At 32.4% G+C, this 19,303-nt stretch carries 25 protein-coding genes; all 25 read right to left on the bottom strand.

The features are described from left to right. Window positions 1–86: 86 nt before the first annotated feature. Entirely contained in the window at window positions 87–584 is a 498-nt protein-coding gene (locus HGPG_RS01880) for a methyltransferase family protein (RefSeq protein WP_019124357.1), read from the bottom strand. Further along, complete coding sequence (locus HGPG_RS01875; protein ID WP_019124356.1) at window positions 581–1,207, bottom strand: L-2-amino-thiazoline-4-carboxylic acid hydrolase; 627 nt, start codon at window positions 1,205–1,207, stop codon at window positions 581–583. Before HGPG_RS01875 ends, HGPG_RS01880 begins: the two co-directional genes overlap by 4 nt. A gap of 56 nt (window positions 1,208–1,263) precedes the next feature. After that, window positions 1,264–2,091 (bottom strand): class I SAM-dependent methyltransferase, encoded by an 828-nt coding sequence (locus tag HGPG_RS01870; RefSeq protein ID WP_019124355.1) that lies wholly within the window; start codon window positions 2,089–2,091, stop codon window positions 1,264–1,266. An 84-nt stretch (window positions 2,092–2,175) separates the two neighbouring features. Further along, window positions 2,176–2,814, bottom strand: coding sequence for a DUF6796 family protein (locus tag HGPG_RS01865; RefSeq protein WP_036731205.1), 639 nt, complete (start codon window positions 2,812–2,814; stop codon window positions 2,176–2,178). Between the two features lie 201 nt (window positions 2,815–3,015). Beyond that, window positions 3,016–3,624: a class I SAM-dependent methyltransferase gene (locus tag HGPG_RS01860; protein WP_019124353.1), complete on the bottom strand. Its 609-nt coding sequence runs from the start codon at window positions 3,622–3,624 to the stop codon at window positions 3,016–3,018. Between the two features lie 336 nt (window positions 3,625–3,960). Further along, window positions 3,961–4,182 carry a hypothetical protein gene (locus HGPG_RS01855; protein WP_019124352.1) on the bottom strand — a complete coding sequence of 74 codons (222 nt, stop codon included), beginning with the start codon at window positions 4,180–4,182 and terminating at the stop codon, window positions 3,961–3,963. A 156-nt stretch (window positions 4,183–4,338) separates the two neighbouring features. Beyond that, window positions 4,339–4,761, bottom strand: coding sequence for a hypothetical protein (locus tag HGPG_RS01850; protein ID WP_019124351.1), 423 nt, complete (start codon window positions 4,759–4,761; stop codon window positions 4,339–4,341). Between the two features lie 133 nt (window positions 4,762–4,894). Further along, on the bottom strand, window positions 4,895–5,569 hold the full coding sequence (locus HGPG_RS01845; protein WP_019124350.1) for a DNA alkylation repair protein: 675 nt from the start codon (window positions 5,567–5,569) through the stop codon (window positions 4,895–4,897). Between the two features lie 241 nt (window positions 5,570–5,810). Next, on the bottom strand, window positions 5,811–5,987 hold the full coding sequence (locus HGPG_RS10205; protein WP_019124349.1) for an SIMPL domain-containing protein: 177 nt from the start codon (window positions 5,985–5,987) through the stop codon (window positions 5,811–5,813). Between the two features lie 179 nt (window positions 5,988–6,166). Continuing rightward, window positions 6,167–6,874, bottom strand: a complete 708-nt coding sequence (locus tag HGPG_RS01840) for a transglutaminase domain-containing protein (protein WP_019124348.1) — start codon at window positions 6,872–6,874, stop codon at window positions 6,167–6,169. Window positions 6,875–7,454: 580 nt separating this feature from the next. Then, the gene (locus HGPG_RS01835; RefSeq protein WP_019124347.1) at window positions 7,455–7,883 is read right to left on the bottom strand and encodes an arsenate reductase ArsC; all 429 of its coding nucleotides are present in this window, start codon (window positions 7,881–7,883) and stop codon (window positions 7,455–7,457) included. Window position 7,884: 1 nt separating this feature from the next. Beyond that, the gene (locus HGPG_RS01830) at window positions 7,885–8,286 is read right to left on the bottom strand and encodes a thioredoxin family protein (RefSeq protein WP_019124346.1); all 402 of its coding nucleotides are present in this window, start codon (window positions 8,284–8,286) and stop codon (window positions 7,885–7,887) included. 86 nt (window positions 8,287–8,372) lie between these two features. Then, window positions 8,373–9,368: a permease gene (locus HGPG_RS01825; protein WP_019124345.1), complete on the bottom strand. Its 996-nt coding sequence runs from the start codon at window positions 9,366–9,368 to the stop codon at window positions 8,373–8,375. Window positions 9,369–9,385: 17 nt separating this feature from the next. Then, entirely contained in the window at window positions 9,386–10,444 is a 1,059-nt protein-coding gene (gene arsB, locus HGPG_RS01820) for an ACR3 family arsenite efflux transporter (protein ID WP_019124344.1), read from the bottom strand. 94 nt (window positions 10,445–10,538) lie between these two features. Next, window positions 10,539–10,850, bottom strand: coding sequence for an ArsR/SmtB family transcription factor (locus HGPG_RS01815; protein WP_019124343.1), 312 nt, complete (start codon window positions 10,848–10,850; stop codon window positions 10,539–10,541). Between the two features lie 665 nt (window positions 10,851–11,515). Beyond that, a complete protein-coding gene (locus HGPG_RS01810) occupies window positions 11,516–12,208 on the bottom strand; it encodes an MBL fold metallo-hydrolase (RefSeq protein WP_019124342.1) in 693 nt (230 codons plus the stop codon). Then, window positions 12,199–12,588, bottom strand: a complete 390-nt coding sequence (locus HGPG_RS01805) for a cytidine deaminase family protein (RefSeq protein WP_001041171.1) — start codon at window positions 12,586–12,588, stop codon at window positions 12,199–12,201. The genes HGPG_RS01810 and HGPG_RS01805 overlap by 10 nt, the downstream gene beginning before the upstream one ends. A gap of 45 nt (window positions 12,589–12,633) precedes the next feature. After that, on the bottom strand, window positions 12,634–13,158 hold the full coding sequence (locus HGPG_RS01800; protein WP_019124341.1) for a phosphotransferase: 525 nt from the start codon (window positions 13,156–13,158) through the stop codon (window positions 12,634–12,636). Window positions 13,159–13,374: 216 nt separating this feature from the next. Then, on the bottom strand, window positions 13,375–14,106 hold the full coding sequence (erm(A), locus tag HGPG_RS01795; RefSeq protein ID WP_000810833.1) for a 23S rRNA (adenine(2058)-N(6))-methyltransferase Erm(A): 732 nt from the start codon (window positions 14,104–14,106) through the stop codon (window positions 13,375–13,377). 57 nt (window positions 14,107–14,163) lie between these two features. After that, window positions 14,164–14,223 (bottom strand): erythromycin resistance leader peptide, encoded by a 60-nt coding sequence (locus tag HGPG_RS10665; RefSeq protein ID WP_146743586.1) that lies wholly within the window; start codon window positions 14,221–14,223, stop codon window positions 14,164–14,166. A 291-nt stretch (window positions 14,224–14,514) separates the two neighbouring features. Further along, window positions 14,515–15,810 (bottom strand): 23S rRNA (uracil(1939)-C(5))-methyltransferase RlmD, encoded by a 1,296-nt coding sequence (rlmD, locus tag HGPG_RS01790; protein ID WP_019124340.1) that lies wholly within the window; start codon window positions 15,808–15,810, stop codon window positions 14,515–14,517. After that, the gene (locus tag HGPG_RS01785) at window positions 15,797–16,624 is read right to left on the bottom strand and encodes a CvfB family protein (RefSeq protein ID WP_019124339.1); all 828 of its coding nucleotides are present in this window, start codon (window positions 16,622–16,624) and stop codon (window positions 15,797–15,799) included. The genes rlmD and HGPG_RS01785 overlap by 14 nt, the downstream gene beginning before the upstream one ends. Further along, the gene (locus tag HGPG_RS01780; protein ID WP_019124338.1) at window positions 16,615–17,196 is read right to left on the bottom strand and encodes a hypothetical protein; all 582 of its coding nucleotides are present in this window, start codon (window positions 17,194–17,196) and stop codon (window positions 16,615–16,617) included. Before HGPG_RS01780 ends, HGPG_RS01785 begins: the two co-directional genes overlap by 10 nt. 65 nt (window positions 17,197–17,261) lie before the next feature. Continuing rightward, a complete protein-coding gene (locus tag HGPG_RS01775; protein WP_019124337.1) occupies window positions 17,262–18,653 on the bottom strand; it encodes a VanW family protein in 1,392 nt (463 codons plus the stop codon). Window positions 18,654–18,657: 4 nt separating this feature from the next. After that, on the bottom strand, window positions 18,658–19,296 hold the full coding sequence (gene nth, locus HGPG_RS01770; RefSeq protein ID WP_019124336.1) for an endonuclease III: 639 nt from the start codon (window positions 19,294–19,296) through the stop codon (window positions 18,658–18,660). Window positions 19,297–19,303: the final 7 nt, after the last annotated feature.

The raw sequence follows: 19,303 nt of genomic DNA, 5'->3' as shown, positions 1-19,303 counted from the left end.
ACTTAAAATTAAGTTTAAAAAATTTACTAAAATTTCCTAAGAAATTGCGAAAAAATAGCAGCTACAAATGTAGCTGTTATTTTAAATTAATTGCTTTTTCTTCTAATCCAAGGTATTACCCTATTTACTTCCTTTAAATATATTTCATATTCTTTTCCAAATTCATTTTTTAACCATTTTTCTTCTGTGTTTTTCATTAGTATTGTTAAGAAAATCCAGAAAATAAAGGGCAGTATTAATAAAATATAGTTTGCTGTAAGTAATAATATGCCTGTGAATATAAATATAAAGGCTGAATAAACAGGATTCCTTATGATACTATAGACCCCACTTGTAATCAACTTCTTCTCTTTAACACTCTTGTTAATTTTCTCCACTATAACTGCTTGGACCCATAAATATATGCCTAAAAGGATTGAGAGTATTCCCCCTATAAAAAAAATTATTTTCCCCTCTCCCAATTCTCCTCGATATAGGTATCCTTTGAGATGAAGGTATATCCCCCCTATTGTAAGTATTAAACAAGTTATGACATATATGGGTCCAACTCCAAAAGCAGGCATTTTAAATTCTTGTGATTTCATTCTCTATCACCTGTGATAAAATAATCGCAAAAATCTGCTCCCTTTGCTATGGTTCCTTTTCTGTGAAGGACTCCATGTTGAAGGCTAATCATCACTTCGTCAAGCTCACAAAATAGGGGCATCAGTTCAAAGACGCCAAGTTTCTTGGTGTAGGTACATATTGGACAACGAGTAATTCTATAATAGCAAGCACCCTCATAGGGTTCTCCCACAAAATCAACCTTAAAGGATGTTGGATAGAGCTTTTCTTTTTCTGGTGTGTACCACTTATAATACTTGAGAATATTTTTCTTATTGGCTTCTTTTCCCCTCTTAGTATTGAGATCAAACAAGGAAAAAAACCATTTGACAGAATAAAGAGAGCGGCGCATCATTTCCTGAATGATCTCTGGCGGAATCTTCTTCTCACTTGCTATATAGGGAGCGACAAAGGCAAGGGCGAACATTTCATTGTATGCCATGGGATTATCCTTGCCAATATCATCTGCTTCTTCTATTAATTCTCGATAAGTTATTTTGCTCCTTCTAATAATTTCTGAAGCATATGCTTTATCATACTTTTCTATAAGAACTTTTTTCATTTGCCCTTTAAATAATAAGAAATAAAAACTCTTATATTTCATCTTACATACCCCATCAATTTTCTAAAATTTTTTATACTAATTTTTATATAATTTTATTATTTTCTCCCAATTAGAAGAGTTGAGCCAGAAAGCCCTAGCAAGGTAGCTTCTTTGTGACTCATAAAAAGACCCTTTGTTGTATCAATTAATCGCACATCTTGGTAGCCATCTTTTTTAAGCTTTTTGATAAACTCATTCATATCTCCGTATCTTGACTTATTCATCAAATCGTGAATAACAAAAACTCCACCTTTTTTAAGTACACGAAATGTTTCCAATAAAAGTTTTTGTTTGTTTTGCCCCGTTATATTGTGATAAACATAGTTGCTTGTCACTGCATCAAAACTTTCATCTTCAAAAGGAAGATTCACTGCATTTCCTTCTTCAAATCTTACATTTTCTACTCCCTCTAATTTTGCATTATTTTTACAGAGTTCTTTAGAAAATTCACTTTTATATGAACCACTCCATATGTCACAGCCCACCATAGTCGCCTTTGGATTTTTCTTTGCACAAGCTATGGAAAGTGCGCCGCTACCACAGCCAACGTCAAGTCCTAAGCCTCCATCAGGAATTATTACATAAGATGCAGTCCTTTCTATAATTATTTTTGCAAGTTTTCTTTTTCCATTGTAATCAAAAGTCCTATGTAGTAATCCCATCCAGCTTGCAAAGAAAATAAGTATCAGACTTGCAAGGCCAAGGATAAGGGCACAAATAAGACGAGTTCTTCCACTAAATACAAAATCACTGACACCCAAGGCTATAAAAAGAATAAAAACCACAAGACTTGCAAATATTAAATTCCTTAACAAGCTTTCGGGAACCCAGTTTTTGTAGTCAGCTTTTGTTTTGTTATCATCAATTAAATTTATTTGTTTCATAAAATTTTCTCCTGTAAATAATAAATTTTATAAAAATTCTCTTTCTCTTCTAAAACAATAATTTTAATTTCTGTCTAAATAAGCTTATAAATTCACATTGTTATATTGTATCAATAAAGTTAAGTAGTAAATGAAATATATTAGGTTAAACCAGCCTCCGCGAATGATCATATGTAGTCCCTTTGGCAATCTCTCAGCAAGAGGAGTAAAAATTAAAAGAAATATTGGTGTAAATAAGGCTTGCCAGATTGGAAATACTATTAATCCAAATAAAATTATCAATGCTAGGGCTATGTTTGCTAAAGCCAAAATTCCAAAAACTATTTTTGCTTGAAATTTTAAAAATTTTAAAAATTCGTCAAAAGCTCCCTTGTTTTCGTGCCTTGATAAAAGACCTAGATAGGCACATTGAATGTGATAAGTGCCTCCTAGTATCATGCCAAAAATATTTATTAAAAATACAAACCAAGCGACATTTAAATACTTTTCTTGTGTTGCCAAAACAATATGATAAAATCCAATACAATATATAAAGGCACATATTGGACCTAAAAGACCACCAAGGTATAATCTTTTTATGCTGACATTTTTCATTATGCCAATAATATTATTTATAGTATCCTGTCCATCGTAATCATTAGAATCATAATATAAAATCATATCTCCTAAAAACATCAAGAATGAACCCAAGAGACCTATTAATATACTTTTGTATAAAGTCACAGTTAAACACCTTCTTTCTCTTAGATGAAATCAATTATAAGTTTGATTTACCATTAATTTTTGATAAATTATTTTGCTCTTTTCATTATTTCTATGGTGTAGTCATATTCGTATTTTCCAGCAAAAACTTTTCATAGGATGCTTAAATAAATTGAAATAAAAACTGTGATTTTCATATTTTATGCCTTGCCTTTTTTTATCTTATTTTTTTGCAATAACTACCATTTGTTTTTTTCTGTCTAAATGATATTGGCAGGAAAAACCTAATTCTCTAAGCATTTTTGTCAAGTCATTGGGTTTGTAAATTTCAAAATTTATCATCTTCAACAGTTTTTTTACATCTCTTCTTTCCTTAGAGGAGACTTCGTTGCAAATTAAAAACTGTCCCTCTTTTTTTAAGACGCGATAAATTTCTTTAAAACATTTTTCTATGTCATTCCAAAAGTAAATAGTTTCAAAAGCTGTGACAATATCTATGGATTCTTCTTCAAAAGGAAGGTTCTTTACATCTCCTACCAATATTTTACATTTTCCAGTATCTATGGCTTTTTTATTTATTTCACTTGCCATTTTTACACTTGTAATTGAGTGATCAAGCCCATAAACCTTATCAGCTTTAGTCAAAAAATATTCTATGTTCCGTCCACCACCGCAGCCCAAATCTAAAACAGTATAATCTTTATCAATATTTATGTAAGACCTTCCCCACTTGGCTAGTTTTTCATGGCCTTTATTCATGCTCTTTAACATAAATCTGCCGCCAAAGTTGTCTTTTGGATCTCTAAAATTTTCAAAAAAACTCTTAAACATTTACTCCTCCCGTTGATACTAATTATCAGCTGTATTATATCACCTTTCCTCTTTTTAAATTTAAGATTTTTACAAGAGAAGAATATATTTAAAAAATATAAGCTTTAAATTTCTTAACAATTTAGTTTGCAAAAAAAAATAATGACTTCTAAGATTTTTTAAAATCCCAAAAGCCATTAGCCTTTATTATGTTTATTTGACGTCAATGCAATAGGCTCTAAATTAATAGACTGCTCACTAAGTATGTAAAAACTAATTCTGTTTGCCTGTTCCTTGCTTTCATTGGAATAAGGAGATGCATCCTTAAAAATAACAGATAAACAAAATTAGGAGTTGTTATTTAATTATGAACATGCAAAACCCAACTACAACAAGTATGATTCCAATCATAAACTCTACTAAACCAACCTTTTTAGAATAGGTTTCTGATTTTCTTCCAGATTTATAATCCGATTCAAAGCCATTAATCAAATTATATTTTTCTTTAAAATAAATAAAATAACCAAATGTAGTAAAAGCGACTCCCACTACTAAAAGTATTATCATTAGTAAAATCATTAAACACCTCTATTAAAATTTCGTATGCAAACAAATATTTTTATAATTTCTCAAAGAGCAAATTGTAGTTTACTAACTTTTTAAATTCCCTTTTTTTCTCCACATATTTAAAATTTCGACTAATCTAAAAAATCTATACCAAGTTCCAATATTTGACTAATTCCAATCTTTATAATCTTTGCTTTGAGAAAGTTCTATTTCTAAATATTTTATTTTTGTATTCTCTTTTATTTCATTAAAGTAAATACGTACGTAGAAAAGTGATGTATCTTTGCCCCAATATTTCTCTGAAATTATATCCATATTTGTTTTGTTAATTATTGGTTTTAATTTTTCAATAATCTCATTTCTAATTTCATTAGTTAGTTTCTCTTCTGAGTTGATTTCTATAAAAAGACTTGGTCTAGAAAAATACATATCTATCTCAGAAACATTATAGTTCTCCAATACTTCTTGTCTAAATTCATCTAATTGATGAAATTTTACACGCTTTGGACTTGTAACAGAAAAGTAATCAAATGCAAAATACATGGCAATTATTGAAATAATCGTTATTATTAATTTTATTGCTTTTTTCATTTTATCATAAGGCCTCACATTCTTATTTCTACTGCTAAGTTAATTAAAAGTTATTCTCAATCTAACTCCAAATTTTTGCAATCAATAGAACCATACGATGTGCAAGTTAAAGTCCACTATCTATTGAAATTCGTCATACTTTAAGCGACTTTAAATATTCTTTTTCTTTCGGTGTAATACGCCTACTTTCACGTGCTTTCTGTATTGCCTTATTGTGTGTCCACCTACCTAAGCGCTGATCTTCCATGTATTTTATGGTCGCATCCCACTCTTTTGCCAAAGCAGTTGCAAAGAACCAGGCAATCATCATTCTAACATAATAGTCTTCGCTATTACCAGAAAGAGCTATCTCCAAATACTCAGGCTTAAAATCATCATCAAGAAAGTGAGACATCAAGGTCTCAATGCCAAATCGACAAGTATAGGTCTTTTCTGATGCGGACCATTCTTTAATTTTTTCCAAAAGTGCTTCTTTATTCTTCTTGAAAATCCTGGGAGACATAATATCGCAAACAGCCCAATTATCTACATAAGGCAGAAAATCATCAACTGCCACAATACAGGCATCATAGTCTTTAATTTCAGAGATTATGAGTCCGTGAAGCATATTTTCATCATAGTATTTATGTGGTAAATCCTTAAGAAATTTAGATGTTTCTGGCTCTTCAGCAACTTTTTTAGCAAGCTTTCTCAGGTCAGGAACTCTTACTCCTATAAAAAGGTCTCTCGGTATATTTGGTGTCAATTTCGCCTGAAAATCAGCGTATGAAATATCCTGCAATTCCAATAATTCTTCTTTGATATTCACTTCTTTCACTCTCCATAAAATTCTAATTTGACGCTATACCAACAATATTTATCATAAATACTACAGTCTCTGACCTAGCTTTCACCAGGCAATGCTTCCTATCCACTGACATTTCTTTAGATAAGCCTGACACGAGAGCTTTCTTTTAACATCAATTTGTAGATTTCATAACTCTTATAATTTCTTTAGTTTATTTAAAAGTTTTGCTATTTTAAATCTGTAAGCGAAGCTTATTCCCCTACTATTTTATTTCCCATACCATTGTCACTGTATCTGCTAAGTCTATGTCACCTGGTTCTATATCAATGTCATAGGATGGTTCCAAGACATATGATTTTCTCACTTCAAACCTATCAACTGGATATGTCCTTATATCTATTTCACCCCAAGAATAATCTATAGATTGCACTTCTCCCAAGCTAACTCCTGTACATCTTCACTTTCCTTAATAGCCCAATCAAAAATATCTGTAGTTTTTTCAACAACTATCTCCTTCATGAGCTCTTTATGGATCTAAACTATAAGCTTTGGATTTCCAAAAGTGAAGATTTAATATTCTATTTTTAATTGTTAAAAACAGCTTTTCTTAGAATTATATTAGTCTATAATTGGCACAGCTATTTTTTGATCGGCTCCTCTTTCTAAATGAATTGGACTTGTTTGGAAGAAAAGTTTTTTTGACTTATTATTCGTTGCATTAAAAGTGGTGTCAATATAATAAGTCTCATCACCTATGATTACATAGTTCCAACGATGTTTCATGACATTACTACTGATGCATCCTACCTTTAAACCTACTGCCTCTCCTAAAATTAGAAAAAGTTGAGAAAAAGCAACGCACGTTCCCTTGTGACTTATAGCAGCAGCAAGAGCAGACCTGGATCTATGCTCTTTATCATAGCTAATATTCTCGGTAATGAAGGTGTTAAGAAATTCAGCCTTTTCTAAATCTGTTAAGCCTTCATCTAGCTTCCCCTTTATCTTTTCTTCCAGCTCCATTAAATCTTTAAAATCTTCTTTTTCTGCAAAAAATTGGACCAATAAGTCACATTCATAATAGTCGCCTTCAGATCTTATATCCTCAACCCGAACAACTAAAAGATTATTTAAGGTTGAACTACCTGGGATTATAAACTCTTTATCTATTCCATGCCTTCCCTTAGTTTGTTCTAAAAAATTTTTTAATTCTTCATTAATTTTTATAGTTATCCTCTTATAAGCTTCCTTATCTTTAGCTTCATAGAAAACTTTTTTGACAATCGACCCCAGTTCTTCTTTACTTGTTAAAATCTTACATTTTACCATTGTACTTTCACTTTTTCTATACTAGTCTTCTTAGCTGGTATAAGATATAAACTTCTTTTAGAATCTTTAATGTAGGTAATTCTTACACCATTCCAAAATACTTAAATGCATCTTCTATTGTTTTTTTCTTAAATTCTATTTCTCTTTATTCATCGTCACCTATTTCAAAATCTAAGTGGACCCCTGGATTTAGTTTAGACAAGATGGCTATAGCCTCAGCCGTCTAATCTTGCCAATCGAATCACCCTGGCGGGCGCTTCTCTTGGAGATTCTTGGCATGATCAAGACCTAACATGATGAGCGAAAGCGAATCAATCTAGGTCTGATGCTACCATTTGCCCAAACCTTTGATTTGGCGCAAATGTCTGCTGACCTACCTCTATCGCTACTTCGATTCTCTGTGCGAATCTCGTACCAATAGGGTTAGGGCTTCAACGTGGTTTGAATGGTCGTTACTTATAAAACTAAAGAAATTTTCAAAAGCCGTGTATGTGGGAATATGTCCACTAATTGCTTAATTATAACTCTCTAGCAGATAGGCATTATAGCTATTAAAAATAGTTATTGCTTTATTCAAAAATCAACTTCTATTTTCATTCAAACTAATTTCATTTTTCTTAATTCTAAGGCTTAAATCCTTAATATTTTTTTCTATTTTAGATATAATTTTCCTAAAAAACTCATCATCTTGACCTGTTGGATCTTCTAAATTCCAGTCCTCTGTATATTGATTTTCTACAATCGGACAGACTACATCACATCCCATAGTAATGGATATATCAATATCTGACAGTTCAGAAATCAGCTTTGAATATTGAGTTTTCTCCATATCAATATTATATATATCTTTCATTAATCTGACAGCATCTTGATTTATTTGTTTTTTTATTTGTGTTCCAGCTGAATAGGAATCAAAGACATCTGAAGCATATTTTTTCCCTAAGGCTTCTGCAATTTGGCTCCTACAGCTATTATGCACACATATAAATGCAACTTTTGGCTTTCTCATTTTAATTTACACCATTCTCTTCTAATAATTCTTTCACTTCATCCTTGTTTAAAACTTTGCCATAGGATACAACTTTGCCCTTTACAACTAATGCCGGAGTAGACATAACTCCATAACTTGCGATTTGAGAAAAATCTGTAATGTGGTCTATATTTTCTTCAACATTAAGTTCAGCGAGGGCTTCCCTGGCTGATTTTTCTAAAGCAAGGCATTTCGAGCAGCCAGAACCTAGTATCTTTATGCCCTTCTCTTTCTTCTTTTCTTCTGCTTTTTCTATATTCTCTGGCGAGAAATTTACATCACAGCAACTTGTTTCTTTAACTTCCTTCTTATTAACAGGTTCACAATTGCCTCCACAAGTACAATCTTTATCTCTTTTTTCTTTCTTACCAAATAATCTCATTTTTTTCCTCCTTAATCCACACGATTGTTTTCACAAGAGCATATATTTTTTTACTTTCTACTTAATACTTTCATTTTAGTTGCCCATTAAATTAAAATAGGGCTAAAAATATTAAATAAATATCCTACAACAATTATCCCAAAAGTACAAATTCCTATGAATAGAAATAAAAGCTTAGGTTTAACTGCTTTTTTTAACATAATCAATGATGGTAGGCTTAGCGTTGTTACTGCCATCATAAAAGATAGGACAGTTCCAAGTTGAGCTCCTTTTGACAATAGAGCTTCTGCTATTGGTATACTTCCAAAAATATCAGCATACATTGGTACTCCGACAATAGTTGCCAAAACTACTCCAAATGGATTCTTGCTGCCTAAGATATTTTCTACCCAAGTTTGAGGAATCCAATTGTGTATCAATGACCCTATACCCACACCTACTAAAATATAAGGAAAAACTTTTTTGAAAGTGTCACTAACTTGAGTTTTCGAAAAATCAACTCTGTCTTTTAATGTTAAGCTTGGAGAGCTAATATCAACTTGACTTGCATTTTTTATAAAATCTTCTACATATCTTTCCATATGCATTTTTTCGATGAGGCTACCACCGATTACAGCAATAATTAGCCCGAAGATTACATATGCTAGAGCTATTTTGGCTCCAAAGATGCTCATAAGTAAAATAAGACTACCCAAATCAACCATTGGAGATGATATTAAAAATGAAAAACTCACTCCAATAGGCAAGCCGGCACTTGTAAAGCCCATGAATATAGGGATTGAAGAGCATGAACAAAAAGGTGTTACGGTGCCTAGTAAAGCAGATATAATGTTTGCCCCTAATCCATCAAAACGTCCCAGAATTTTTTTACTTCTTTCAGGTGGGAAATAGCTTTGTATATAAGAAATTATAAAAATTAACACGCAAAGTAAGATTGTAATCTTTATAACATCATAGATGAAAAATTGTAAGCTTCCTCCAAGTTTTGAAGTCATATCAAGGCCAAGATTTGTTAATACTTCTCCTATCAATTCATTGAGCCATTTCATACCGAGAATTTGATCTTGAATAAAACTCCACATCTCTAACCTCCCTAAACTTAAGATTCATAATTTTCTAAAAACCAGTGTTTTGTATTATTAGCAATATTTACTAAGAATAACATAACTGGTACTTCAGTAAGAACACCTACAGTGCAAGCTAATGCAACTGGTGAATCTATCCCAAATATTGCTATTGCAACAGCTACAGATAATTCAAAGAAATTTGAAGCTCCAATCATGCCTGCTGGCGCAGCTATTTCAAAGGGTAAAGCTACTTTTTTGCTTAAGGCATAGGCTATAGTAAAAATTAGGAATGTTTGAAGGGTAAGTGGAATAGCTATCAATAAAATATGAAATGGGTTTTCTAAAATTACATTTGCTTGTGAAGAAAATATAATTATTAGAGTCAATAGTAGTCCAACTGTTGTCATTCCATCAAATTTACTTAAAAATTGTTTTTCAAAATAATCCTTTCCTCTTTTATCAATTACTCTTTTCCTTGTGATGACACCTCCTAATAATGGAATAGCAACAAATAAAAACACACTAGCAAATAATGTGCTATATGGTACTACAACATTAGATATACCTAATAAAAACTTCACTATAGGAACAAAAGCAAGTAAAATGATTAAATCATTTGTGGCTACTTGAACCACAGTGTAAGCAGGGTCACCCTTTGTAAGAGTCGACCACACAAAAACCATAGCAGTGCATGGCGCAGCTCCCAACAAAACAGCCCCCGCTAAATAATCATTGGCCAAATCATTAGGAATGATATTTTTAAATATAATAAAGAAAAACAAATAAGCTATTCCAAACATAGTAAATGGTTTTATTAGCCAATTAACAGCCCATGTTACAAATAAGCCCTTTGGATTTTCTCTAACTCTTTTAATACTTTGAAAATCTACTTTCATCATCATTGGATAAATCATAATCCAAATTAATATTGCTATCGGCACAGATATACCTGCAATTTGCATTTTACCTAGAGCAGATGGGATTATAGGTATATATTTTCCTATAAGTACCCCTACAATCATGCAAAATAATACCCATAAAGTTAGGTATTTTTGAAATACATTAATCCCTTTATTCTTATTTTTTTCCATAGTTCTTCTACCCCTATTCTTATTTTTTCCATAGTTCTTCTAGCTCTTTCAGTATAGATACATTCAAATGTTTCTATGTGTGGTTCAGAAAAATTTACTTAGTCCTAGTGTGACAAATACATTCCTCTCCGCTATCAAATATTTCCTTTAAGTCGGATTGCATATCCTTCAGAATCTTCTTATTGGCAATGTAATATATGTTTTTTCCTTCTCTACGACTGATAACTAAATTAGCATCCTCTAATCTTTTCATATCATTAGACAGTGTTGGTTGTGTTATATCGAACTTCTCTAATATCTCACATGCACAAAATTCATTACAAGATAACATATCTATAATTTCTAATCGTTTTGGATCACTTAAAACCTTTAATTTTTTTGATATCTCTATATATTTATTCTTCATGTAAACCTCCTTGGTCTTTTCATATAAAATTATACAAATCATATAGAAAGTTGTCAATGTGTTTTTCCTTTACCTCTTAAAATAATTTTTATTGTTTCCTTTTCACCATCTCAACTTATTTATATCTATAAACATGTATTATCGCTGTGCATTATACCTAAATTTATTTTGTAAACTTTTTTCTCTACTCTTTCTAATATTATCATCATAAAGTAGCATTTAAAGCAAAAAATTAGGCTTTTAAGATTTATTCTAAAATCCTAAAAGCCATTGATTTCAAAAGTCTTATAACCCATCATCTTATTTTCTTGACATCAATACTACAGTCTCAGCCGTCGAATCATGCCATTCGAAGCACCCTTATTAGTCGCTTTTCTTGGAGATTCTTGGCATGATCAAGACCTAACATGATGAGCGAAATCGAATCAATGTAGGTCTGATGCAACCATTTGCCCAAATCTTTGATTTGGCACAAATGTCTGCTGACCTCCCTCTATCGCTACTTCGATTCTCTGTGCGAATCTCGTACCAATAGGGTTAGGGCTTCAACGTGGCTTGAGAGGATAGAATGAATGTCATTTGAGTGTGTCCGTTCTCGGGAACATATCCACTGCGTTTTTGGGGCTATCGGTAGACGGGAACATATCAATACACCTCATGGATTATTATTTTAGAATGGATTTTAAGTAATCTAATAAATCTGATTTAGTTAGAGGCTCTGCATGACTTAAAATACAATACTTACAGTCGAAACTTTCTATCAAATTTGTTAATGACATTAATTTTTCTTTATCCATATACCCATCATCGTAGAAATCCTCGCTTGTTGAATCTCCCAAGAACAATATTTTTTCCTCAGGAATATAGATAAGCACCGTATCTTCCGAATGGGGTGAAACCGTATGAAAAATCATTGCGGTTATTCCACCGAGATTAAGGGTAAGCTCTTTTTCAAATTGGATATCCGATAGAACGGCAATAATTCTTTTATTATCTACATATTCTCTAGCTAGGCACTCATCATCATTTATCAAAAATTTTATATATGCACTGTCAGATAGTTTGGCTCTTTCCTGTTTCAAAAACTCGTTGGTTTTATGGTGTGCAATGGACAATCCGTGAATTTTATGCATTCCAAAGGTATGGTCCCAGTGCCAATGAGTGATGACAGTAAAATCTGGCTTCTTTAGGTCCTCGATTTCTAGGGATTTATAAAATTCATCAACATGGTCTGCTGAATTTCCTGCATCAATGGCAAGTGCAATTTTATCTCCATTTAAGTATGCCAACATAGGCCTATCAGTTTCTGGTTGATGTGGATAATAAAAGACCCTGCTAGTTATCTTTTTCAGTTCCATTTGCCATCCCACCTTTCTGGTAATAAATCTTTCAGCAACACTTCTTCCATTTCAGGTAATACAATTTGGGTCTCTATATTTTGATTATCTATCTGTGCAATAAACTCTCTGCACCTTCCACATGGTGGAAGTATACTCCCATCTTCAAATACAGCGATAATCCTTTTGATTGCAGTTTCATTGTTCTTTACCATTTCAGCAATAGCTGACTGTTCAGCGCATAAGCCAATAGAACAGGGCAAGTCAATGCATATTCCTGTAAAGATGTTACCGCTATTTGTCTCCAACGCGCACGCAACATGCCCTGAAGTTCCAAAGTTCCGTAACTTTTTATGATTAATTATACTGAAAGCAATTTGATATAATTCTTGTTTATTCATTTTCTTCTCCAATATTATTTAGCTTAATAATACGTTATTCTTTTTTCAAAACACTAAGTTATTCAGTTCACCATCAAGAACTTTTATAGTTTCATTTCTTTCCTTATCCTCTTGATTGTCATATAAAAGTTGTTCAATAAACTCCCATATATCTTCTAGTTTACGTCTAATATGATAGAATAACAAAGCATCCGTATTGATTAAAAAATCTTTGTGTAATTTCAGGTATATGTTCATAAATACATCATAATATGGCTTATCAACAAAAAACATGAGATCAGCTTTTACTGGAGCCAATTTCAAGCCTTCCCAGTCAATTAGAACTAACTGCTCATCCCGTTGCATCAAGTTCCAATTATGAATATCTGTATGGCATAGGGCCATTTTAGGATTACTTCGTCTTAGAATCTCCGACAGTCCTTCAACTCTGTCAATAGATTGTTCAAGGGGTTTTATGTGTGCCCCAAGCATGCATTTTAAGTCCATGGGAAGACTGGCGCATTCTTTACGCAATACTTGTTTTAGCTGTTTCAGAAATGGCAAGCTAAAATCTTCCCTAATTAGTTGCACATATACCTACTATATCAATAAATTTTGAGTTATCATTGACTATATTAGTTGCTATTATCAGAATAGTCGTCGATAACTATATTTTCGTGCAAATATGCAAATAAGTAAAATGATAGTTATGTTATATCATAATAATTGAAAATAATAGAATGCATTTTTCAATGTAATAAGATTAAGCGTTCTCTTAAAGTTAGAGAACGCTTAATTATTTTTAATTTATTGAAATAATTTGTAACTATTGAAAACAGACAAAAATTGTTCATTGGATAATTTATCAAGATCAGTAACATTCGCATGCTTCAGCACCTGTCTTAATTGATTTTTAGTAAAAAGAACATGATATTCCCTGTTTACCCATTTATAAACGAAAAATCTATACTTTTTGTAGTCCTTCTTTAAAATAAATGGTTTATGCCTTTCAAGTACAATCAATACAGAATCTACATTAGGCTTAGGGTGAAAATATGCTCGTGGCACTTTTTTAAGAATTTTTATATCCATTTCCACCATTAACAGCAAACCTAAAGCTCGTTGGGTATTTTGCAACCTTTTAGCAAATCCCCTCTCTACAATAAGGTAGCTATATTTCGCTTGACTATCAAAAGCAATCTTTTTTACAATATCAGTACTAATATTGTAGGGAATATTACCAAATATTTTATAGTCTGTATTTTTAGGAAAGCTAAACTTCAAAATATCCTCATGAATAACTTTTATATTCTGAAAAGGTTCAACTGCTTTTTTCGTGGCATGACATAAACCTTCATCAATCTCTATAGCATTCACCCGTTGACTCATTTCCACAAGTTCCTTGGTAAAATGTCCTTTTCCTGACCCAATTTCTATTATTTTATCTTGTTTATTGATATTCGTATATTTTAATATTTCCTTTACATGCTTTTTAGATGTAATGAAATTTTGCGTATTTTTCGGGTTTTTCTGTTTCATTATAAACTTCTCCTTGCCGGTTATAATGAACTAATCTTAAGAGCTCATTATAACCAATTATTTTTGGTTTGGTTGATAATGAAATCTCTCAATAACAAATATAGAAAACATACCCATACCTTTACCTCCTTTAATTTTTTTCATTATAAATGAGATAAAGTAATATCTACTACTGCAATACATGTACACATATTTAACTCCTCCTTATGCAACTGATTATATCACTTTTAATTTCTCTATTCAATAAAGTTCTGTGCTAATCTACCTCACCCTATGGATTTTTAATCCCGAAACATCAAATGTCATCTGTCAAATGCCCTATTTAAAAGGGTCAAAAAACGGTATTTTTTAGCCTGTTTTTGACCCAATTTTCGTACTCAAACCACTACATGTTGTGGTTGACTCCTATTATTCCTTGTCCAAACCACAATACGTCATCAGAATTGCTGCTTCAACGTGAGCTGTGTTTGGGAAGAGATTTACTAAGGCTACTTTTTCCACCCTATATACTTCTTTTAAGGATTTTAAATCTCTTGCTTGGGTAGCTGGGTTACAGGAGATATAGACAAGCCTTTCTACTGGGTTTTCCTTTAAGAAGTTTACTAATTTTTCGTCAAGTCCCTTTCGCGGTGGGTCTACTATTATTTTATTTGGAGAAATTTTTTCTTCTTGCCAAAGTTTTTCTATGACTTCTTCTGCCGCTCCCTTTACAAATCTTGCATTGATACTATTATTTTCTGCATTTATTCTTGCGTCATCGACGGCACTATCTACTATTTCAATTCCTATTACTTGAGCTCCACTTTTGGCTACAGATAGTGATATTGAGCCAACTCCACAATATAAGTCATAAATTTTATCTTCTGACTTGGGCTCTAAGTACTCAATTGCTTTTTGATATAATTTTTCTGTCGCCAACCTATTTATTTGGAAAAAGGATTCTGGTGAAATTTTATAATTTATGTCCAATAATTTTTCTTCGATTGTATCCTCGCCATAAATTTTTTCAAATTCTCGTGAATAGTGAAACTTGTCCCCAGCATTGTAATTTAAATAAATTGATTTTACTCCTGCTTCAATTAAATCAGGAAGGACATCCCTTATTTCCACTTCTCCATCTCTTGTTACAAGGATTAAAAGGACTTCGCCCATATAATTTGTTCTAATGCCAATTCGCTTTAGGTCCTTTAGTTTTTTGTATCGCCACATTATTTGTAAGACTTCATTGGCCTTATCTCTTTGCATTAGGCAGTTTTTTATGGCAACTATATCCTTAGAATTTTTGCCATAAAGTCCAATTAATCCATCTCTCACTTGGAACTGCATATTATTTCTGTAATGAGTTTTTTCTGGCGAGTCAAGAACTTCCTCTACTTTTATGTCAAGGCCTGCAATTTTTTCTAAATTCTTATTTGTGTCATCTTCCTTCCACTTTAACTCCATGTCATCAGAATAATTTAGGAAGTCGCAACCTCCGCAATCTTTAAAATAAGGACAGGGGCTCTTCACTCTGTCCTTAGATTTTTTTATTATATTAATAATTTTTCCCTTGCAGAAATTTTTCTTTTTCTTGGTAATTAAAAATTCTACTTGGTCTCCAATAACTCCACCATCTAAAAATACTGGCAGTCCATCAACTTTTGCCATGCCAAACCCCTTGAAGTCAAAGTCAATTATTTCTCTTGTAAATTTATTTTCTTCCATGTCTCAACTCGATTTTTGTATCGTAAATATTAATGCTTCTATTTTTGTAGAGGTGTCCCACTGCTCTCTTGTAGGCTTTTTTGCTAAGTCCAGTCAAATCCTTTATGATTTCTGGATCGGACTTGTCGCCAATTTCAAGAACGCCACCATTGTCTTCAAGTAGTTCTAAAATTAAGTCAGCATCGGCATCTATTTGCTTATAGGCCTTTTCTCTTAAAGTCAAAGTTATAAATCCAGTTTGCAAAATTCTTTGGACTCTAGCTTCAACTTCGTCGCCAATTTTATAAATTCCCTTGATTTCTTCAGCAGGAATCATTCCATCATACTTGTTATCAATGGCAACAAAGGCACCAGGTCTCCCCATGCTATAAATTGTTCCCTTGACTATGTCATTGACCTTGTACTTGTCATTTACTAAAAGTTTGTCCTTTATATTCATGGTAAGGGCAAGCCTGTCGCTCTTGTCGTGGTAGAGGTACAAAAGATATTCTTCACCTACAGTAAGCCTTCCGTAACTTTCTTTGAAGGGTAAGAAAATATCCTTGCCAATGCCATTGTCCACAAAGTAACCAATCTTTGCCTTGTCAACAATCTTTAATTTTTTTAAGTCACCAACTTGTGCATAGGGTCTCTTTAAAGTTGCTTCAAATTCTTCGTGAATATTGTAGACAAAGGCTTCAACTTCGTCGCCAACCTTTAAATCCTCTCCCTCGCCCTTTGCAAGTAGGACCCTATTATTTTCTTCATCTGCCAAAAAAATCTTCTTGCCATTTTTTGATTCTACTCTTAATTTTTGTATTTTTCCTAATTCCATGCCTTCTCCTCTATTATTTCTTTTCCAATTTCCGTAGTCTTTTCGTATAAATCGTCTATTATCCCATAATCTATATTTTTCAAAACATCTATGCCGTAATAAATAAAGGCAGGATGTTTTAATAAATTCAAAAATATTTCGTAAGCCCTTCTAACTTCTTGAAGATTGTAGTACTTTGTAAGGAGCATGCCAAATTTTACACATTCTTCCACTTGTGAATCTCGCATAAGTAAAATTGAAAGGCCAACTAATTTTGACTCGTCAAATTCAATTTTTTGTAGCAAAAAAGTGAGAAAATTTCTCTCTGCCTCCACTGCCCTGTGGTCCTTAAAAAAATCTTCAAACTCATCTATGGCTTGGCTATCTCGCAAATAATAATCATCCACAGCCTTATTTATCTCTCTTGTCTTAATATGATTTAATTTTATTTCGCCCTTAGCAAGAGAAAGTTCATAGCTCCCATCAGATAAATGAAAATCTTTTAGATCCTTTAATTTTTCTAAATAAAAATTATTTTCCCAAAGAATTTTATAAATTGACTTTTTCTTTTTAAATCTCTTAAATATCTTCATGTCTCTATTTTATCACAAGAGCCTGGTTTTTTATATTAGCAAAAAAATAAGAGCCTAAGCTCTTATTAATCCTCGTCCTTATCTTTGTCATTGGATGTTCCTGTTCCCGTTCCCACTACAACAACTTTGTCCTTGGGAAGGTAATAGGATTTTGAAATTTCTTTTTTATCTACAACTTCGCCATTTTTTATTATTTCTTTATAAGTCTTATAGGAGTAACCCCTTGCTCCACTTTCTTTCACAGTTGATTCTCCTTCAGGCAAATCATCTGAATAAATTGTGTTAACACCAGGACTAACTGTACCTAGAAGTTCTGGCACAATTTTTATTTCATAGTCTCTGTCGCTGCCATGACCCAAAACTTTGAAATTTAATTTTTCTCCATTTGCTTCAGCCAAGATCAAAATTGGATTATTAGTATTATTTTTAAATTTTAAATCCTTGTAGCCTCTGGCAACAGCTGCATCTGTTCCAAGGTCCACATAATGAATAGGTCTTGAGTGATTGTGTCTTTCTGTAATTTCCAAGTCAGATAAAACTAGCGAATTATAGAGAGTTGTGGAAACTTGACAAATTCCTCCGCCAATTCCATTTTCATATTCTCCGCCCACAATAACTGTTGCATTTTTAAAGCCAGTTTTTTCTGAAATTTCTCCCACAACATCATTAAAGGAAATTTCATCGCCTGGATTTAACTTCATGTTGTTAAACTTTGATGCGGCAAGTCTTATGTTTTCTTTGCGATTTTTAATTGAAGATGAATAGTCTGTCTCAAAGTCTCCTAATTTTTTGTCGATTCCTTCATAGTAATTGGAATAAATTTTTGGCTCAGTCTTATAAACTGGAAGTTCGATTTTTTCCTCGTGCAAAATATCTAAATTGATTAATTCCTTTGCCTCATTCATATCCATATATCTTCCAATTTCTGAATCTTTTATAGTTACACTGCCGTCAGGATTTATAAGAGGATAAGCATCTAGGGGCTTTTTATAAATTTTACTTCCTATATTTAAAATTACTTCTTCCCTTTTAGAATTATTTATGTCTGGCCTTGCTACAAAATTCTTTTTAAAAATATATCCCTTGATTATGTCAATATAGTTGTAAAATAAATTGTCAGATCTGCCATAGCTATAGGCATTATTCACTGCTTCTTCCAAGTTTAACTTATAGCCAAAGTCCCTTAAGGGCACTGGCACAGTAATATCTTCATAGGTAAAATTAACTACCTTATTTTTTATCATCTCATCTGTAATGGTCTTTACTTCCTTTAGAGCGTCTTCCTTTGATAAGCTTGACACATCTATGCCCTCAATTTTTACACCTCTGTGCATATAGGGATTGGTGTATTCTTCAGTAAAATACATTACAGAAATAAAAATCAGCATCAAAATAAGTGCAAGGGTAATTAAAATTTTTTTATTAATATTTAAAATTTTATTGCCTAAATTTTCCATAAGATTAAACCTCATAATATCTGCAAATTTTATTAATAGTGCAGCTTTCGCACTTGGGATTTCTCGCAGTGCAGCATCTTCTTCCGTGAAAAATAAATAAATGATGAGCCTTTGTCCACCTGCTCTTGTCGATTTTATTTTCAAGGGCTCTTTCTGTATCTGCAACATTTTTTTCGTGGACGAAACCAATTCTATTGCTAACTCTAAAGACATGGGTGTCAACGGCAATGGCAGGCACTCCAAAGGCAGTAGACGCCACTACATTGGCTGTCTTTTTGCCAACTCCAGGAAGTTTTAATAATTCAGAAATTGTGTTTGGGACTTCGCCATCATAATCTTCCAAGATTACACAAGAGCTTGTTTTAATATTTTTTGCCTTATTTCTAAAAAGACCGCATTCCTTAATTAGTCCCTCTAATTTTTTTATATCCATTTCAGCAAAGTCTTCTGGCTTGTTGTAATTTTTAAACATTTCGCTTGTAACCTTGTTGACTCTAACATCTGTGCATTGGGCAGATAAAATTGTCGCCACTAAAAGTTCAAATGGGCTCTCATGCTCAAGTTCGCAGTGGGCATCTGGGTAAGTTTCCTCTAGTATATCCAGGCATAAATCTGCCTCCTCATGAGTTAAAATATCCTTCATATTCTCC

It is taken from the genome of Peptoniphilus grossensis ph5, assembly GCF_000311825.1.
Lineage (GTDB): Bacteria > Bacillota > Clostridia > Tissierellales > Peptoniphilaceae > Peptoniphilus_A > Peptoniphilus_A hominis.
Note: the sequence above shows the minus strand (reverse complement) of the source record. Positions and strands in the feature narration are given on the sequence as shown.

Coding starts and splice junctions, on each gene's coding strand:
- HGPG_RS01850 (WP_019124351.1), bottom strand. CDS start 4,761: ATGAAAAAAGCAATAAAATTAATAATAACGATTATTTCAATAATTGCC.
- nth (WP_019124336.1), bottom strand. CDS start 19,296: ATGAAGGATATTTTAACTCATGAGGAGGCAGATTTATGCCTGGATATA.
- HGPG_RS01840 (WP_019124348.1), bottom strand. CDS start 6,874: ATGGTAAAATGTAAGATTTTAACAAGTAAAGAAGAACTGGGGTCGATT.
- HGPG_RS01830 (WP_019124346.1), bottom strand. CDS start 8,286: ATGAGATTATTTGGTAAGAAAGAAAAAAGAGATAAAGATTGTACTTGT.
- HGPG_RS01860 (WP_019124353.1), bottom strand. CDS start 3,624: ATGTTTAAGAGTTTTTTTGAAAATTTTAGAGATCCAAAAGACAACTTT.
- HGPG_RS01785 (WP_019124339.1), bottom strand. CDS start 16,624: ATGGAATTAGGAAAAATACAAAAATTAAGAGTAGAATCAAAAAATGGC.
- HGPG_RS01855 (WP_019124352.1), bottom strand. CDS start 4,182: ATGATTTTACTAATGATAATACTTTTAGTAGTGGGAGTCGCTTTTACT.
- HGPG_RS01875 (WP_019124356.1), bottom strand. CDS start 1,207: ATGAAATATAAGAGTTTTTATTTCTTATTATTTAAAGGGCAAATGAAA.
- HGPG_RS01870 (WP_019124355.1), bottom strand. CDS start 2,091: ATGAAACAAATAAATTTAATTGATGATAACAAAACAAAAGCTGACTAC.
- HGPG_RS01810 (WP_019124342.1), bottom strand. CDS start 12,208: ATGGAACTGAAAAAGATAACTAGCAGGGTCTTTTATTATCCACATCAA.
- rlmD (WP_019124340.1), bottom strand. CDS start 15,810: ATGGAAGAAAATAAATTTACAAGAGAAATAATTGACTTTGACTTCAAG.
- HGPG_RS01805 (WP_001041171.1), bottom strand. CDS start 12,588: ATGAATAAACAAGAATTATATCAAATTGCTTTCAGTATAATTAATCAT.
- arsB (WP_019124344.1), bottom strand. CDS start 10,444: ATGGAAAAAAATAAGAATAAAGGGATTAATGTATTTCAAAAATACCTA.
- HGPG_RS01780 (WP_019124338.1), bottom strand. CDS start 17,196: ATGAAGATATTTAAGAGATTTAAAAAGAAAAAGTCAATTTATAAAATT.
- HGPG_RS01815 (WP_019124343.1), bottom strand. CDS start 10,850: ATGAAGAATAAATATATAGAGATATCAAAAAAATTAAAGGTTTTAAGT.
- HGPG_RS01835 (WP_019124347.1), bottom strand. CDS start 7,883: ATGAGAAAGCCAAAAGTTGCATTTATATGTGTGCATAATAGCTGTAGG.
- HGPG_RS01880 (WP_019124357.1), bottom strand. CDS start 584: ATGAAATCACAAGAATTTAAAATGCCTGCTTTTGGAGTTGGACCCATA.
- HGPG_RS01775 (WP_019124337.1), bottom strand. CDS start 18,653: ATGGAAAATTTAGGCAATAAAATTTTAAATATTAATAAAAAAATTTTA.
- HGPG_RS01825 (WP_019124345.1), bottom strand. CDS start 9,368: ATGTGGAGTTTTATTCAAGATCAAATTCTCGGTATGAAATGGCTCAAT.